The organism is Streptococcus marmotae (assembly GCF_001623565.1).
Taxonomy (GTDB): Bacteria; Bacillota; Bacilli; order Lactobacillales; family Streptococcaceae; genus Streptococcus; species Streptococcus marmotae.
Genome location: NZ_CP015196.1, coordinates 646,057 through 661,591, shown reverse-complemented (window position 1 = coordinate 661,591; position 15,535 = coordinate 646,057). Strand labels below are relative to the sequence as shown.

Here is a 15,535-nt window from a genome sequence, read left to right as displayed (position 1 = left end):
TTTCTATAGTGTATCACTTCACAAACAGAAATTCAATATCTAGTATGAGTTTTATCGTTTTTTTATCAAAAGCACAATATATAGGATAAGAGAAAAAGTAAAAAATGATTGCTTTCACAATCATTTCCACTATTTTTTCTCATATAAGCTGAGTCGTTTTGTGCCTAAGTCTACTTTTTCATAATTTGCCTCCAAGTTTTCTTGGACGCTGTCTAGCATGGCCACTTGGTGATTGACCGCAATATAGCGGGCCTTGTTTTTGTTTAAATCAAATGTCAGGCTATCTTGATTCGATTGTCTATCCAAGTACGGCGTTGGAGTTAGGATAGTTGCAGCGGACAATCGCTTGCTTTGAAGATAAATCTGAGCACTGTCATCCCAGGCATATACTGTATCGGAACTTTTGGAATTATTACGGATGTAGCGAGCCAGACTCTCACGCTCCTTCGTCAAATCTCCTTCGACAAAATACGTCATAGCAGGCTGTACAAACAGGAACAAGCAGAGTAAAAGAGGTAAGTAGAAACTTGAGCGAAGATAGGAATAAGCCTCATCGTCATCAAACGCATCATCATCTTCAGGCATGTAGTGAATCAAGGACATGATAAAGCCATAGGGCAGGAACAAGACCAGCTGACTAATTGCAAAATGCCCGCTTGCTACAACAAAGAATAATTGCACAAAGAATGTTAGCAGTACAATAACTTTTACATAGGTATGTCGATGTTGTTCCAGCGATCCTACGGTCTGTATAAAATGCTTCAAAAAACCTGATAAAACAAGAAAGATACCGACTTGGGCAACCGTCCATAAAATACCGTCATAGCTGAAATTCAACCCTAATTCATATAAAAACGTCTGGTGAATGGCAGAACCTAATATTTGAGCCTCAAAAGTATAATACCCTACCGAATAAACAATCAATAAAAATCCAAAGATAGTGGCTAAGGCCTGATAAATCCCTCTTGCAATCTGATGATGTGTCGCATTGTAAACCAATAGCACTAGGACAGAGACGACCCAGAGTAAACTGCTTTTTGGATATATCATAAAAGCAATCGCTGCATCAATTCCGTATAAAATGAAGGCTTCGTCCCGCACAGCATTTTCAAAATAGCGAATTAGCAACCACAAACTGGTGAACAGAACAGGTAAGACGAACAGACTAGCCTGAATACCACCAAAATTGAGTGCTAAAAGAAATAGATAAAACCAATGCTGTAAACTCGTAGCCGCCTGGGACGAATTGCTAAAATAAGCAGAAATCTTATAGAAGTAGATACCAGCTACTAGCAAGGCGATAAACTGTAACCCAGCTAATCCAATTGTTGTATCGAAAAAAGAGCCGATATAAGTAACTAAATAATAAAGAACGCCACTCGTGCCAAAGAATTGCCCATAGGGACTTTGTCCGGCCTGCATCGCCATACCAGCGTACAAATCCTGAGATTGTAAATTTGTTGCGAGTTGCATTAAGTAGGGATTAGCAACACTAAGAGCGCTTACAACTAGGCTCCAAAGAAAGGCGGGCCATACTTTTGTTGACACTAGTCGCTCATTGAATGACTGGTCGTAATGTGCCTGCTGCTGACGTGCGTGCCGTCTGCGCTTCCCTCCTCTTACATGCTGTGAGTAATTTTCTGAACGACTGTATGTTGTTTCTGTCTCTGCCATTGGATTCTCCTCGATATAATCACTTCATTATATCAAAAAGCGCAACATCTGTCATTCTCCATCTTATCTTGTCGTGTATCTTGTAGTAGTTGTACTATCAGTCGAAGTCCTATCTGTTAAACTAGAAAAATGCTTAAAATAGAAAAGCAGAGCCTGTGTAGATCTAGGCAGAAACTGTGTCAATTGTTTGATTACGGCCTATCAAAATGGTAACCGGCTGAAAAAACCAAGTCATGTCCTTAAAAACGAAGGTAGAACTAGTAGAGTTCAGCAAGGCGAGTTAACGACGGCAGATTTTGATTTTTGACGAGTATAATATCGACAAGGAACAAATATAACTCTATCCCTCATCTTCATAAAGCAGTGGTCATAGGGTAATTCCAAAGGCTATAGGGACATAGAGAAGGTGAAGCAATCGCTAGGGTTGTAGAATAATCTTGAAAATTTAATGAAAACGGAAAAGTAGAGCAAATTTGCTATTTACAATCAAAAAAGCCCTGCAGTGCAAGGCTTTCGGAGATATATCCTCCCTGTAGGGATCGAACCTACGACCCACGGATTAAGAGTCCGCTGCTCTGCCAGCTGAGCTAAGGAAGGAAAAGAAAAACGCTGTATTGGTACCGGTGATTCATGAATTGTATTGATCCCGCACAGTAAGTAGCAGGTGGGTAACTCGTTTCTAACTTCAGTCGCTTCCGTGTGAGACGGCCTGCATACTGTTAGAAAACTCTTGTTTCCCTAGTAATACAAAAATAGTCGGTCAACACATAGGTATGAATTCGTATACCACAGCAGTTCTTATCTATGTATTTATCTTACCATATTTTTGAAAAAAATCAAGAGAAAATTTGAAAAAAAGGAAGCGTTGTCAAAAAAAGACGTGTTCGGCTTACTCTCTCAAGGTTTTTTACGCTTTCGATTTTTTAATGCTTGAATTTTTTCCTGGGTTAGTTTGAGTGCTCGCTCGTATTTCCCAGTCTCATTAGCTGAAAAATATTGCTTATCGCGCAATTTATCTGGTAGATACTGCTGGTCAACCCATTTTTCAGGAAAGTTATGGGGATAGAGATAATCTTGTGCATTGCCTAACTCCTTGCTTCCCTTGTAATGACCATCCCGGAGATGCCGTGGAATGGGAAGATGCCCTGTTTTTTTGAGGTCAGCAATTGCTTGATCCATGGCTAGATAAGCAGAGTTTGATTTTGGTGACAGGGCGAGATCAATGACAATGTTGGCAATGGGGATGCGAGCTTCTGGAAAACCAATTTTTTGAGCGGCTTCAAGGGCCGTTACCGTGTGGATTTGGGCTTCGGGATTGGCAAGTCCGATGTCTTCGTAGGCAATCACCATGAGTCGCCTTGCAAGGCTTGGTAAATCACCAGCTTCAATCAAGCGAGCTGCATAGTGGAGACTGGCATTGACATCACTCCCACGGATGGATTTTTGAAGAGCAGAGAGGACATCGTAATGTCCGTCGCCATTCTTATCCATGGTGATATAGCTTTTTTGTAAACTATTTTCCATGGTATCGCGTGTGATGTGGCGGACGCCCTCTTCATTCTCGGGGTGGATAGGACGGCTAACTCAAGGGAGTTAAAGGCAGAACGTAAGTCCCCATTGGTACTGGTTGCAATGAAATCAAGAGCCTCATCATCGAGAGAGACCGGGAAATCAAAGCCACGCTCAGTATCAGTAATAGCCATTTGAACGGCTGTTTTGATGTCGTCGTTGGAAAGTGGTTCTAGCTCAAAAATCTGAACACGACTGCGAATAGCCGGTGTCACGGAGAAGAATGGATTTTCTGTGGTAGCACCAATCATGATGAGATTGCCGTTTTCAAGGAGAGGCAAGAGAAAATCTTGTTTGGTCTTGTCCAAGCGATGAATTTCATCGAGAAGTAGAATCAGACCGCCTGAAAACTTGGCTTCTTCTGCAATTTCTTGGAGTCGCTTTTTGGTGTCAACAGTCGCATTGAAAGTACGAAAAGCGTATTTTGAGGTTCCTGCTATGGCACTTGCGATACTGGTCTTTCCAATGCCTGGTGGGCCATATAAAATCATGGAAGACAGGCGTTTTGCCTCGACCATCCGGCGGATAATCTTTCCTTCTCCGACTAAGTGGTCTTGGCCAATAATTTGGTCAATGGTTTTGGGACGCATGCTCAGTGCTAAATTCTCAATCATGGATTTCCCATCTCCTATCTTTTTGGCTGGTTTTGTGTTACACTTATCTATATATTCTATCATAAATACAGCAAAGTGAGGCAAGATGAGTAAGTACGGATTTTTAGATGTGTTGGATAAGAGCATGGAGAAGGATTTTCCATACGATTTTGAAATCAATTGGGATAAGAAAAATCATGCGGTGGAGGTCGCTTTTCTGTTAGAAGTGGAAAATCAGGCAGGTATTGAAACAGTTGATGATGAGGGAAATCGGACAACAGAAGATATCTTCTTTGAAGAGGCAGTCTTATTTTATAATCCTCTAAAATCAACTGTTCAGGAAGAGGAGTATTTAGCGACGATTCCTTATGAGCAGAAAAAAGGGTTATCCAGTGAGTTTTTGGCTTATTTTGTCGGATTTTTGGCAGAAGCAGCTGAAAAAGGACTGGATGATTTAATGGACTTTTTGGCAGATGAAGAAGCAGAAGAATTTGCGATTGTCTGGGATAAAGAGGCTTTTGAAAATGGCAGAGTGGCTTTGCAAGAAAAGGATTTTCACCCTTATCCGAGGTATTAGAGATGTATCATCGTAGTAAAAATATCAATATTTTTCTAATGGATGGAGATGTTACAGGGAGAATGAAGTGTACCTTGTCCAATTGGACAGGAGTCCTGTATAAAATTCCTCGCATCCAACTTGCGACTCTCAAAGAACGGGACGAATTAAAACAAAGTGGCATTTATTTTTTGTTTGGCAAGGACGATGAGACCCAACAAGATATTACGTATATTGGTCAAGCAACCACTCGAAAAAATGGGGAAGGTGTCTTATTGCGTGTGCAGGAGCATACCAGAGACTCTCATGCTGATTATTTCAACGATGTCATTATTTTAACAACGCAAAACAATTCATTCGGGCCAACTGAAATTAGCTATTTGGAAAATTCGTTTACCAACCTTGCCAAGGAAGCTGGGCGATTTATCGTTAAAAATGGTAATGAGCCTAATCCAGGTCATGTGACAGAAGAGAAGCAGGCGGAGTTAGACGAAATTATTGAATATACGACGATGATTATTGGAACATTAGGCTATAAGCTATTTGTACCGATTATTCGCAAAGAGTCTGTCTTTTCTGAAAAACAGCAGGAAGATGAGCAACTACTTCATTTGAAACGAAAGACAAAGAAATCCAAACAAGAAATTCAAGCGACCTGTAAGCGGACTGCGGAAGGGTTTGTCGTCTTAAAAGGCAGTATGGTGGATCTGATTGACGCTCCCCATCTTTCTGAATTGGTGAAGGAACTAAGAGAAGAGTTGGTGAAAAGGAATGTGATTCAAGATGGTATTTTGCAACAAAATCAACTTTTCAATAGTGCTTCAACAGCAGCTATGTTTGTGCTTGGTATGAGTGCGAACGGACGGACAGAATGGAAAAATCAAGCAGGTATGAGCTTGAAAGAACTAGAGGAACAAGAAATCAGCAAGTAAAGGAGAGACTATGTGGCAGGAATTACGAGTAGAACTTGAGCGAGAAGGTGAGGAGATTGTATCCAATCTCTTGATTGAGCTGGGAGCGCAGGGAGTTGCGATTGAAGATACGGCAGATTATGTGGACAAGGAGGACTTGTTCGGAGAAATTGTACCTGAAAAGGAACAGTCAGATCGAATTACGATTGTTGCTTACTATCCAGAAAATTTAGCAATTGAAGATGTCAAGGAGAGCCTCCTTGAGCGCTTGAAAGAAGTTAGTGACTTTTTAGACCCAGACACGGTTCGTCTAGAGGAACAGTCCTTGGAAGAGGAAGACTGGGCTGATAACTGGAAGAAATATTATGAGCCAGCACGGATTACCCACGATTTGACGATTGTGCCGTCTTGGACGGACTATGAGGCGACAGCTGGGGAGAAGGTCATTCGGCTCGATCCTGGTATGGCCTTTGGGACGGGAACGCATCCGACGACCAAGATGAGCTTATTTGCCTTAGAGCAAGTCTTGCGAGGTGGCGAGCGTGTGCTTGATGTTGGGACAGGAAGTGGGGTGCTATCGATTGCCAGTTCTCTTCTAGGTGCAGGTGAGATTCATGCCTATGACCTTGATGAGGTTGCAGTACGGGTTGCACAGGAAAATATTGATTTGAATGCTGATACAGAGAATATCACGGTACAAACAGGGGATCTACTTCGTGGCGTAGAGCTTGAGGCGGATGTTATTGTAGCCAATATTTTGGCGGATATCCTGGTGCATTTGACAGATGATGCCTATCGCTTGCTGAAAGACGAAGGCTATCTGATTATGAGTGGGATTATTGCGGATAAGTTGGATATGGTCTTAGAAGCAGCTTATCGTGCAGGTTTTTTCTTGGAAACCCAGATGATTCAAGGGGAATGGAATGCTCTTGTGTTGAAAAAAACGCAGGATATCTCAGGTGTTATAGGAGGCTAGATGCAGCAGTATTTTGTAAAGGGTGAAGCAATGTCGCTTGTGACGATTGAAGATAAGGACACAATCAAGCACATGTTTCAGGTCATGCGCTTGGCAAAAGGTGATCAAGTGGTCTTGGTTTTTGACGATGGAGTGAAGCACTTGGCGCGCGTGGTCAATGAAGCAGAATACCGATTTGAACTCCTTGAGGACTTACCTGACCAAGTGGAATTACCAGTCAATGTGACGATTGCCTGTGGTTTTCCAAAAGGGGACAAATTAGAATTTCTTGCCCAAAAAACGACAGAGCTAGGAGCACATCAGCTCTGGGCCTTTCCAGCGGCTTGGTCCGTGGTCAAATGGGATAGTAAGAAACTTGTTAAAAAGGTCGAAAAGTTACAAAAAATTGCCCTAGGAGCAGCAGAGCAAAGCAAGCGTAATCGGGTGCCTAGGGTCACTTTGTTTGCTCATCAAACGGATTTTCTTGCGGCATTGGACTCGTTTGACCGCATTTTAATTGCCTATGAAGAATCAGCTAAGGAAGGGGAGCGGTCGGCCTTGGTAGAAGTTCTTTCGAGCCTTTCTAATGGCGAAAAAATTCTCTTTATCTTTGGGCCTGAAGGTGGTTTGTCGCCTGATGAAGTGGCACAATTTGAAAGGAAGGGTGGCCGTAAGGTCGGTCTTGGCCCACGGATTATGAGGGCAGAAACCGCTCCGCTTTATGCGCTGTCGGCAGTGAGTTTTGCTTTAGAAATGCAACAATAAAAAACTTGCACTTGCAAGTTTTTTATTGTATAAACTTATCTCCGTATTGATGAAGAATCGCAGAGTAAACCTGTTGAGGAGTTTGGTTGCTAGTCATCAAAACGATATTGACCAAAGGAAAGCCCATTTTGAGGTTTGCCTTGGAACTATATTTTTGAAAAACGTTCATTTTGGACAAATACTTGTCGTTGTCTGTTAGGGTAACAGAAATATAAGTCTGATTGAGGTGGGGTTTGAGGCGGATATAAGTAATATCCTCCCATGGAATAAAGCCAATCGAAATGGCAGAAGACTTGTCTGTTATGCCCTTATCATCCACAACGAGAATGGGAGGGAGTTGCTTAACAAAGACGCATTTTGTATAACATACAAAGAACCAGCCGAACAAAACAACTCCAATCAGCCCAAAAACAGTGAACACCAAGGACAGAACTGAAAGGTGCCACTCATTGGAATAGGCAAAGATACAAAAGTTTGACAGCAATGTCATCACGAAAGATAGAACACTCAATGAAACATAGCGGCTTTTCTCGCTTGTCACAATGATTGGCTGATTCATAGCTTGCTCCTTTAGAGTATTTTTATTTATTATAGCATAAAGATAGGGTTTGAACCTTTTCTTTTTGGTTTATACTCATCAAAAATCAAAATCTGACGTCGTTAACTCACTTTGCTGAACACCAGTTCTATTTTCTACTAACAGATGTGAGAAGATGGCGAGCTATTTTGTTATTGGACGCTTACGAAAAACGAAGTAAAAGATTGGAAATGACAAAAGTCCTGAAATGAAGGTTTTGATGTACCTGATTTCATGCCTTTTTAGAATGCTATCTAGCCTAAATTGTATATTACTAGCTTGTTAGTCTAGAAATAGTTCTTTCTCGATACCTGAAATAATCTGTTTTAGTAAATCCTTATTCAGTGAGTATTTTCTACCGCCAGGTTCTACAATGATAATTTTATTATCGAGCAGATTTTTCAGTTGATAACTCACAGCTGCAGAAGAAATTCCAAATTTGTTAGCGATTACTTTATTTGTCGAGACTCCTTCAATAATTAGTTTCAAGATTCCGTATCTAGTAGGGTCTGCCAAAATCTTTAAAAACTTTTCTCTACTCTCCTGACTGTAAGAATTCATCGATTTAATAAAGTTTAAATAATCATATGTAAAGAGACCTAATCCTAAAGTAGTGTCTTTTTCAAGTTTTATAAAAAGTATCTTTTGGAATGAGACTAATAAAAGATGGTTGTTTTGGGCAGAAGCATAGTCGTTTTCTGAAATATAATGTTGAAAAACGACAGCATATAACTCGCTAGATTTATCTGCAAGTCGTTTCTTTTCTTGAATGATTTTAGAATAAAAATCTTTTTCTAAATTTGTAACAACTTGTAAGTATTGGTTCCACGATTGTTCAATAATTTCCAACAGTTTTTTCTTGATTTGAGGATAATGGTAATATAGTTCGGTTAATTTCCATTTATTTTTTTCTTCCAACGAAACGTCCAACAGATCTTTTGTTGAAAATTTAGTTTCCTTATCAAGTATATGGGTAGAAATGATTTGAAATAATTGATCTTTCGAGACGTCCCTTAGAAACGAGGACAGCTCTTCAAAGCTAGTAATTTGTTGAACGACTAATATATAAGATAGGAGATTAAATTCTTCATTGACAAAAAATTCGATGTATCTAGTGTTATTTTGTAAAAAAAATTGATATTTTTTTATTTCACTTAAATACGTCTTATCTACTATTTTTACAACGTCATTATATTCTTTATAGTCCTCGAGATTTTTTCCTGCGTAGATTAGAGAGAGACAAAAGTCTACTATTTTATCGTGGGGATTCATTTTTACTCCTAATAGTAATTACCTCATCTATAGTTGAACGAAGTTCTTCATTCATACGATGGGTTATCATAATAACAGTCTTAGCTGATTTAGTTGCTAACTTTTCAAGAGTACTGGCAGACTGAGCATCAAGATTGGCGGTCGGCTCATCTAGAATGAGTATGTCTTTTTTTCGTGCAACAGCACGAGCAAATGCTAATCTTTGACGTTGACCGCCGGATAAATTTTTCCCATTTTCCTGCAAAATCGAGTTGGGAGAAAAGTTATTCAAACCCACGTTGTTTAGTAGGTTTTGCACTTCATCATCTGTCATATTACCTAGTAAGTCAATATTATTTTTAATAGTATCATTAAATAAAAAAGTTTCTTGATTCATATAACTGACACTATTAAAAATATGTTGAGAAGGTTTCTTTACAGCCTTATTGATAAGAATTTGACCAGAGTAGTTTTCAATTTCTCCAATCACTGCTTTAATTAAGCTAGACTTTCCAGAACCACTTTCCCCCATTATAGCATATTTTTTACCAGGTAGAAATGTCAAATTTGGAAATGAAAGTTGTGATTCGAAAGGTAAACTAACATTTTTGACAGATATAGAAAGTGGAGAAGGAGAGGCTAATATTGTATGCTCGTTGATCTGAATATCTGAAGAATCTTGCAGCTTATAGTTTCCTTTTGCAAAATGAAAGGTTTCATTAAATAATGACAGTCCTGATTTATAAAATTCTCCCTCAGACAAAAATTGAATAACTGAACTGCCGAAACTAGGGATAAGAGAAAGAACGGCAAGTAGTGCTCCCACCTCTACTCGATTTTTTAAAACCAAATAAGAAACATAAGCTACTGCAATAGCTGATACGAAACCATTGACAAAGGTAAGGCAGGCACTCATCGATGCTGTAAAGGTTTGAGTTTTGAGTTGGTAATCTGTATATTTCTTTGTTGCAATAGTTGATTTTTTAAAGAATATTGAAAAGGCGATATTTTCAAAAAAAGTCGTGTAACCTTGTAAAAGCTCTCTCATTTTACTCGTGTAAATAGCTTTTTCGTTTTGCAATCCAGAAATATAGTTTCTGAGTTTAGATTGAAAAAGTTTCGGAACAAATGACATTAGTAGAAATGCAACAATTGCTATTAGAGCAAGTGAATAATGTATAGTCATTAAAGCAAAAAAGCTCCCTAAAGCAGTAGTTGCCATTTTAATACGCGAAATATACTTATCAAGCGTTAATTCAATCATTTTTGGAATATCATTAATATATAGAGATAAATGTTCTCCGTGGTCTTTTGCTTTAAAAGTTTCGAAATTCATACTTGCAAAATGAATGTCAGCCTGTTGGGCAAAGGTGTCTTGCAGATGGGTTTCAGCTTTTGCGACTGATCTAAGATTCCAAAATAAAGAGAAGGAATGCAATGCATATATAAAAAGACAATGAGGAAGTTATGCAGCAGTTTTTGCTGATTTTGAACCACTAATAGAGATAACGAGTAAGACAATAAAACACTTAGCAAGGAGAAAACGACTGTTGAAAGAATTGCTGTTGGAACATGTTTATATTTATAGATTTTCATTTTGTACTCCAATTAAAAATAGGCAGAATTAAAAATGACTGTTAACGCTGCCTGAATGTAGATCTAACCAAAAAATGATTCGTTTATTTCTTTACAATAATAATGATAATGACATCGTCTTGTTTCGTTACCATAGCAGTACTCCTTTAAATAATGTGATTAAAGATATTCTAAAGTCGACAAAGTTAAATCCACACTTAAATATTAAAACAAAATTTAACTTTTGTCAATATTTTTTATGATAAATTGCAAAAATAAGTGCAACGTTTCTAACTTCTCGTCCGCTAGTGAGTCATTGGCGTCTTCATTGTCCCAAGAGCAATAGGCAACCGCAAAGTAACAGGCAGAATCCCTTCCTCGCTTCTTTGGGAAAGGTGCCACTCATTGGAATAAGCAAAGATACAAAAGATTGATAGCAATACCCTCACGAAGGATAGGTAGCGGTTATCGCTGTATTTTTTAATTATGGCTTAAAGATAGGGTTTGAGCCTTTTTCTTTTTCAACTAAAATGGTAAAATAGGAACAATAAACAGCATGAAGAGGAATAGGAATGAAAGAAATCAATCTAACAGGAGAAGATGTCATTGCTCTGACGGCCCAGTATATGCCTGAAGAAGATGTGGCTTTTGTTCGAAAAGCATTGCATTATGCTGTTGAGGCACATAGTCAGCAATTTCGTCAATCAGGTGAGCCCTACATTATCCACCCCATTCAAGTTGCTGGAATATTGGCGGGTTTACAGCTTGATGCAGTAACGGTTGCTTGTGGCTTTTTGCATGATGTGGTCGAAGATACCGATATTACGCTGGATGAAATGGAAGCAGAGTTCGGCTCTGATGTGCGAATGATTGTAGACGGAGTAACCAAGCTCGGTAAGGTTGAATATAAGTCGCACGAGGAGCAACTGGCTGAAAATCACCGGAAAATGCTGATTGCCATGTCAAAGGATATGCGGGTCATCTTGGTGAAATTGGCAGACCGTTTGCATAATATGCGGACCTTGAAGCATCTGCGTAAAGAAAAGCAAGAGCGTATTTCACGTGAAACAATGGAAATCTATGCACCGCTTGCCCATCGTTTGGGGATTTCTTCTATTAAGTGGGAACTAGAAGATATGGCCTTTCGCTATCTGAATGAGACGGAATTCTATAAAATTACGCATCTCATGACGGAAAAGCGTAGGGAACGCGAGGCCTTGGTTAATGAGGTGGTCGATAAAATTCGTGATTATGCTAATGAGCATCATCTATTTGGTCATATTTACGGTCGTCCCAAGCATATTTATTCCATTTATCGGAAAATGCACGACAAGAAGAAGCGCTTTGATCAACTTTATGATTTGATTGCCATTCGCTGTATCATGGAAACGCCAAGTGATGTGTACGCGATGTTGGGGTACATTCATGAGTTGTGGCGTCCGATGCCGGGGCGATTTAAGGATTACATTGCCAATCCTAAGGCAAATGGCTACCAGTCGATTCATACGACAGTTTATGGTCCTAAGGGGCCGATTGAATTTCAAATTCGTACGGCAGAGATGCATCAGGTGGCAGAATACGGGGTTGCAGCGCACTGGGCCTATAAGCGTGGTGGAAAGGCTACTGCTAGTCAACAAGAACTCAAATGGATTAATAATTTAATTGAATTGCAGGCGGACGCAGGAGATGCGCAGACCTTTGTTGATTCTGTCAAAGATGATATTTTTACCGAACGAATCTATGTCTTTACACCAGACGGATCGGTGAGGGAGCTTCCAAAAGATTCGGTGCCAATTGACTTTGCCTATGAAATTCATACCAAGATTGGAGAGAAGGCGACAGGAGCCAAGGTTAACGGCCGTATGGTGCCTCTGACAACCAAGCTAAAAACAGGGGATCAGGTCGAGATTATCACTAGTAGCAATTCCTTTGGTCCTAGTCGCGACTGGGTTAATTTGGTCAAAACCCATAAAGCACGAAATAAGATTCGTCAATTTTTCAAAAATCAAGACAAGGAATTATCCATTAACAAAGGTCGTGAAATGGTCCAAACGCTCTTGCAAGAGCACGGTTATGTGGCTAATCAATACCTCGACCGCAAGCACCTAGATGATGTCCTACAAAAAACAAGTTATAAGACAGATGAGAGTCTTTTTGCAGCTGTTGGTTTTGGCGAAATCTCTGCCATGGCTGTCTTTAACCGTTTAACAGAAAAAGAGCGCAGAGAAGCAGAACGGGCCAAGGCAAAAGCGGTAGCAGATGAATTGGTAAATGGTGGAGAAGTCAAACAAGACAATAAGGATAGTCTAAAGATTCGTCATGAAGGTGGGGTTGTCATAGAAGGAGCTTCAGGGCTCTTGATTCGCCTTGCCAAGTGTTGTAATCCAGTACCAGGTGATGAGATTACAGGCTACATTACAAAAGGACGTGGTGTGGCTGTTCACCGAACGGATTGTATGAATCTAAAAAGTCAGGATAATTACGAAGTACGTCTGATTGATGTATCGTGGGAAGATGAGCCATCCAGTAAGGAATATATGGCCAATATCGATATATATGGTCTCAATCGTTCAGGTCTTCTCAACGATGTCTTAAAAGTCTTGACCAATTCGAGCAAGAATATCTCTTCTGTCAATGCGCAACCGACAAAGGACATGAAATTTGCAACGATTCACGTATCTTTTGGTATTCCAAATCTAGCAACCTTGACTAGCGTTGTGGATAAGATTAAATCTGTGCCAGAAGTGTATTCGGTCAAACGGACAAATGGGTAGGTGAGAATATGAAAATAGTCATCCAGCGAGTGAGTGAAGCTTCTGTGGCGATTGACGGAAAAGTTCACGGTCACATTCAGCAAGGGCTCCTTTTACTAGTCGGTGTTGGACCTGATGATTGCAAAGAAGATGTAGACTATGCAGTTAGAAAGATTGCTAATATGCGGATTTTTTCTGATGAAGAAGGAAAAATGAACCGCTCTGTACAAGATATTAAGGGGCAAATCTTATCCATTTCGCAATTTACCTTATTTGCGAATACGAAAAAAGGAAATCGTCCAGCCTTTGTCGGAGCTGCTGCGCCAGATCTCGCAAATAACCTCTATGAGGCCTTGAATCAGGCATTAAGCCAGTTTGTTCCTGTCCAGACAGGAATCTTTGCGGCGGATATGCAGGTTTCGCTTGTCAATGATGGTCCAGTTACGATTTTACTGGACACTAAAGAGAGATAATTTAGAAAAAGTTGGCACGATATTATTTTTGCTGAAGAATGAGATATCGAGGTTGAAAATGAAAACAGAATAGTTATTTATTTAGTGAATGGTTCTAGATGTTTTTGAACTTATATAAAGTTTACTAGCGGCCATAATTCCAACCTGACGGAGCGCCTGACCTGGTTCCATCAAGATAGCCTCTCTCGTGTTGGTAATAAACTTCATTCAAATTTGGATCATGACGAACTTTTTGAAAATCGTCATCTCCTCTTTGCCTAAGGATTTTAAAACAGACTACAGACTCATTTTTTACCATCTTCTCACATTTCAAAATCCTTCAACATTGTTTTTGTAAAATCAAAGGTACATTGCAAAACATGAATAGTGTTGCATACAGCGAAAGAGGGACGGAATGTTGTTGGCTATGAAACGCAAAGCATAGATAAACAAATATACGACACGTTATCGATTGAGAATAATCGACAGGCAGATATTTATAAAATTTATTATTTTTGATGTACGAGGAGAAAAATATGAATTATATGGGTGAAATATTTAAGGATTTAAGAATGAGTAGAAAAATTTCTTTAAAAGAAGCTACAGGAGATAAATTTTCTTACTCAATGCTAAGCAAATTTGAAAATGGAGAATCAGACATAACTATATCAAAGTTGCTGATTGCTTTAGAGAACATTCATACAGAACTGACTGAATTTGTTTATCTAGTTAGAGGATTTCAACCAACAAAGTATGACAAATTAAAGGAGAGAATATGGGATGCCAAAAGCAAGCATGATTTATCTTTGTTACAAAAAATGTACCAGTCTGAGATAAATGAGTATGAAGCTCACGAAAATAATAATAATTTATTAAATGCTATTATTATAAAAAGCCATATGTGCTTCTTTAACGAAAGCATTGAAATCAATGCTCAAGAGTTTGAATTTTTATATGACTATTTATTTTTGATAGAGATATGGGGAGAGTTTGAGTTAAAATTATTTTCAGATGTCGCTCCTTTGTTACCCTTAGATTTATATTTTCAATATACTCGGGAAATGCTTCAAAAAATTGATTTTTTAGGAAATTTGAGAACAAATAAAAACTATATACATACAATTCTCTTAAATGGCTTATTTAAAGCTATAGATGAGAAAAAGTTAAGTAAAGCAGCTTATTTTGATAAACAGATTAGAGATGATTTCTTTGATGAAAATGATAGCTATTTACGAATCGTATATCTGTTTGCAGATGGGCAGCATGATTATATAAAGGGAAATAAAAAAATGGGTATTCAAAAGATGGAGAAATCGATTGAAATTTTAAAAATTTTAAATTGTACAGATAGTGCAAATTATTATATGAACAGTCTAAAACAATGGCTTGAAAATTTTGAATAAATTCAAATGGAATGGATTTGTCGAAAAGAATATTTATCTCCAATTTCCCTATTATAACAAGGATATTGGAGATAAATATTCTTTTTTTTATAAAAAAGGAATAAGAAAATATGAAAACTTTTTTTGAGATGCTACTTGCTGGGTTATAATGTGTTTGTAAAAAACAATAGAGGAGGAATACAACATGACACAATTTGCGCTTGAAGCTAGCAAATATTCTGCACCAGTTCAAGATATTGTGCTGACATACAAATGTCAAGTCAGCACTAACTAACCATCAAGTTCCCCTTTCCAGTATTGGATAGGGGGATTTGATTAGAAATGAGAGTACAATGAAAAAAACAATTTTAACAAGATACTGTAATTCAGAAAATCAACAGTCTTTAAAGAGTAATATCTTTGAAGACAAATTTGAGCAGTATATAGAGAATAAAGTAAAAAAAATAGTAAATAATCCTCAAAAATATCCATTTGTAAAAATCATTAGCAATGGAGAATAGA

At 38.6% G+C, this 15,535-nt stretch carries 12 protein-coding genes, 1 tRNA gene, 1 other RNA gene and 1 pseudogene; 8 read left to right on the top strand and 7 right to left on the bottom strand.

The window, feature by feature from the left end; all coding sequences use genetic code 11:
- Positions 1-129 precede the first annotated feature (129 nt).
- The 4 genes and pseudogenes from A4H00_RS03340 to A4H00_RS03325 all read right to left on the bottom strand — a co-directional run bounded on the left by A4H00_RS03340 (position 130) and on the right by A4H00_RS03325 (position 3,857).
- Positions 130-1,674 (bottom strand): quinol oxidase, encoded by a 1,545-nt coding sequence (locus A4H00_RS03340; RefSeq protein WP_067087265.1) that lies wholly within the window; start codon positions 1,672-1,674, stop codon positions 130-132.
- Positions 1,675-2,198: 524 nt separating this feature from the next.
- Positions 2,199-2,271 (bottom strand) — tRNA-Lys (locus tag A4H00_RS03335).
- A gap of 5 nt (positions 2,272-2,276) precedes the next feature.
- Positions 2,277-2,472, bottom strand: a non-coding RNA gene (ssrS, locus tag A4H00_RS03330) — 6S RNA.
- A 99-nt stretch (positions 2,473-2,571) separates the two neighbouring features.
- Positions 2,572-3,857 (bottom strand): annotated as a pseudogene (locus A4H00_RS03325) (replication-associated recombination protein A).
- A gap of 85 nt (positions 3,858-3,942) precedes the next feature.
- Between A4H00_RS03325 and A4H00_RS03320 the strand changes: the two are divergent.
- Genes A4H00_RS03320 through A4H00_RS12075 form a run of 4 tightly spaced genes read left to right on the top strand, consistent with a single transcriptional unit; the run spans position 3,943 to position 7,023 of the window.
- Positions 3,943-4,413 (top strand): DUF3013 family protein, encoded by a 471-nt coding sequence (locus A4H00_RS03320; RefSeq protein WP_067087262.1) that lies wholly within the window; start codon positions 3,943-3,945, stop codon positions 4,411-4,413.
- 2 nt (positions 4,414-4,415) lie between these two features.
- The gene (locus A4H00_RS03315) at positions 4,416-5,324 is read left to right on the top strand and encodes a GIY-YIG nuclease family protein (RefSeq protein WP_067087259.1); all 909 of its coding nucleotides are present in this window, start codon (positions 4,416-4,418) and stop codon (positions 5,322-5,324) included.
- 10 nt (positions 5,325-5,334) lie between these two features.
- A complete protein-coding gene (gene prmA / locus A4H00_RS12080; protein WP_067087256.1) occupies positions 5,335-6,279 on the top strand; it encodes a 50S ribosomal protein L11 methyltransferase in 945 nt (314 codons plus the stop codon).
- Positions 6,280-7,023 (top strand): 16S rRNA (uracil(1498)-N(3))-methyltransferase, encoded by a 744-nt coding sequence (locus tag A4H00_RS12075; RefSeq protein ID WP_067087254.1) that lies wholly within the window; start codon positions 6,280-6,282, stop codon positions 7,021-7,023. It begins immediately after the preceding gene.
- 22 nt (positions 7,024-7,045) lie between these two features.
- Here the strand turns inward: A4H00_RS12075 and A4H00_RS03300 are convergent, their stop codons facing one another.
- From A4H00_RS03300 to A4H00_RS03290, 3 genes are all read right to left on the bottom strand, one after another.
- Entirely contained in the window at positions 7,046-7,582 is a 537-nt protein-coding gene (locus A4H00_RS03300; RefSeq protein WP_067087251.1) for an STM3941 family protein, read from the bottom strand.
- Positions 7,583-7,882: 300 nt separating this feature from the next.
- Positions 7,883-8,872: an ArsR/SmtB family transcription factor gene (locus tag A4H00_RS03295; protein WP_067087250.1), complete on the bottom strand. Its 990-nt coding sequence runs from the start codon at positions 8,870-8,872 to the stop codon at positions 7,883-7,885.
- Positions 8,856-10,187 (bottom strand): ATP-binding cassette domain-containing protein, encoded by a 1,332-nt coding sequence (locus A4H00_RS03290; RefSeq protein WP_067087248.1) that lies wholly within the window; start codon positions 10,185-10,187, stop codon positions 8,856-8,858. Before A4H00_RS03290 ends, A4H00_RS03295 begins: the two co-directional genes overlap by 17 nt.
- An 811-nt stretch (positions 10,188-10,998) precedes the next feature.
- Between A4H00_RS03290 and A4H00_RS03280 the strand changes: the two genes are divergently transcribed.
- The 4 genes from A4H00_RS03280 to A4H00_RS11810 all read left to right on the top strand — a co-directional run bounded on the left by A4H00_RS03280 (position 10,999) and on the right by A4H00_RS11810 (position 15,534).
- Positions 10,999-13,200 carry a RelA/SpoT family protein gene (locus A4H00_RS03280; RefSeq protein WP_067087244.1) on the top strand — a complete coding sequence of 734 codons (2,202 nt, stop codon included), beginning with the start codon at positions 10,999-11,001 and terminating at the stop codon, positions 13,198-13,200.
- Positions 13,201-13,208: 8 nt separating this feature from the next.
- Positions 13,209-13,652, top strand: coding sequence for a D-aminoacyl-tRNA deacylase (dtd, locus tag A4H00_RS03275; protein ID WP_067087242.1), 444 nt, complete (start codon positions 13,209-13,211; stop codon positions 13,650-13,652).
- 515 nt (positions 13,653-14,167) lie between these two features.
- Entirely contained in the window at positions 14,168-15,034 is an 867-nt protein-coding gene (locus A4H00_RS03270) for an Rgg/GadR/MutR family transcriptional regulator (RefSeq protein WP_067087241.1), read from the top strand.
- 332 nt (positions 15,035-15,366) lie between these two features.
- Positions 15,367-15,534 carry a hypothetical protein gene (locus A4H00_RS11810; protein ID WP_157770978.1) on the top strand — a complete coding sequence of 56 codons (168 nt, stop codon included), beginning with the start codon at positions 15,367-15,369 and terminating at the stop codon, positions 15,532-15,534.
- The last annotated feature ends 1 nt before the right edge of the window (position 15,535 follow it).

Coding starts and splice junctions, on each gene's coding strand:
- A4H00_RS03295 (WP_067087250.1), bottom strand. CDS start 8,872: ATGAATCCCCACGATAAAATAGTAGACTTTTGTCTCTCTCTAATCTAC.
- prmA (WP_067087256.1), top strand. CDS start 5,335: ATGTGGCAGGAATTACGAGTAGAACTTGAGCGAGAAGGTGAGGAGATT.
- A4H00_RS12075 (WP_067087254.1), top strand. CDS start 6,280: ATGCAGCAGTATTTTGTAAAGGGTGAAGCAATGTCGCTTGTGACGATT.
- A4H00_RS11810 (WP_157770978.1), top strand. CDS start 15,367: ATGAAAAAAACAATTTTAACAAGATACTGTAATTCAGAAAATCAACAG.
- A4H00_RS03300 (WP_067087251.1), bottom strand. CDS start 7,582: ATGAATCAGCCAATCATTGTGACAAGCGAGAAAAGCCGCTATGTTTCA.
- A4H00_RS03315 (WP_067087259.1), top strand. CDS start 4,416: ATGTATCATCGTAGTAAAAATATCAATATTTTTCTAATGGATGGAGAT.
- A4H00_RS03340 (WP_067087265.1), bottom strand. CDS start 1,674: ATGGCAGAGACAGAAACAACATACAGTCGTTCAGAAAATTACTCACAG.
- A4H00_RS03320 (WP_067087262.1), top strand. CDS start 3,943: ATGAGTAAGTACGGATTTTTAGATGTGTTGGATAAGAGCATGGAGAAG.
- A4H00_RS03270 (WP_067087241.1), top strand. CDS start 14,168: ATGAATTATATGGGTGAAATATTTAAGGATTTAAGAATGAGTAGAAAA.
- A4H00_RS03280 (WP_067087244.1), top strand. CDS start 10,999: ATGAAAGAAATCAATCTAACAGGAGAAGATGTCATTGCTCTGACGGCC.
- dtd (WP_067087242.1), top strand. CDS start 13,209: ATGAAAATAGTCATCCAGCGAGTGAGTGAAGCTTCTGTGGCGATTGAC.
- A4H00_RS03290 (WP_067087248.1), bottom strand. CDS start 10,187: ATGAATTTCGAAACTTTTAAAGCAAAAGACCACGGAGAACATTTATCT.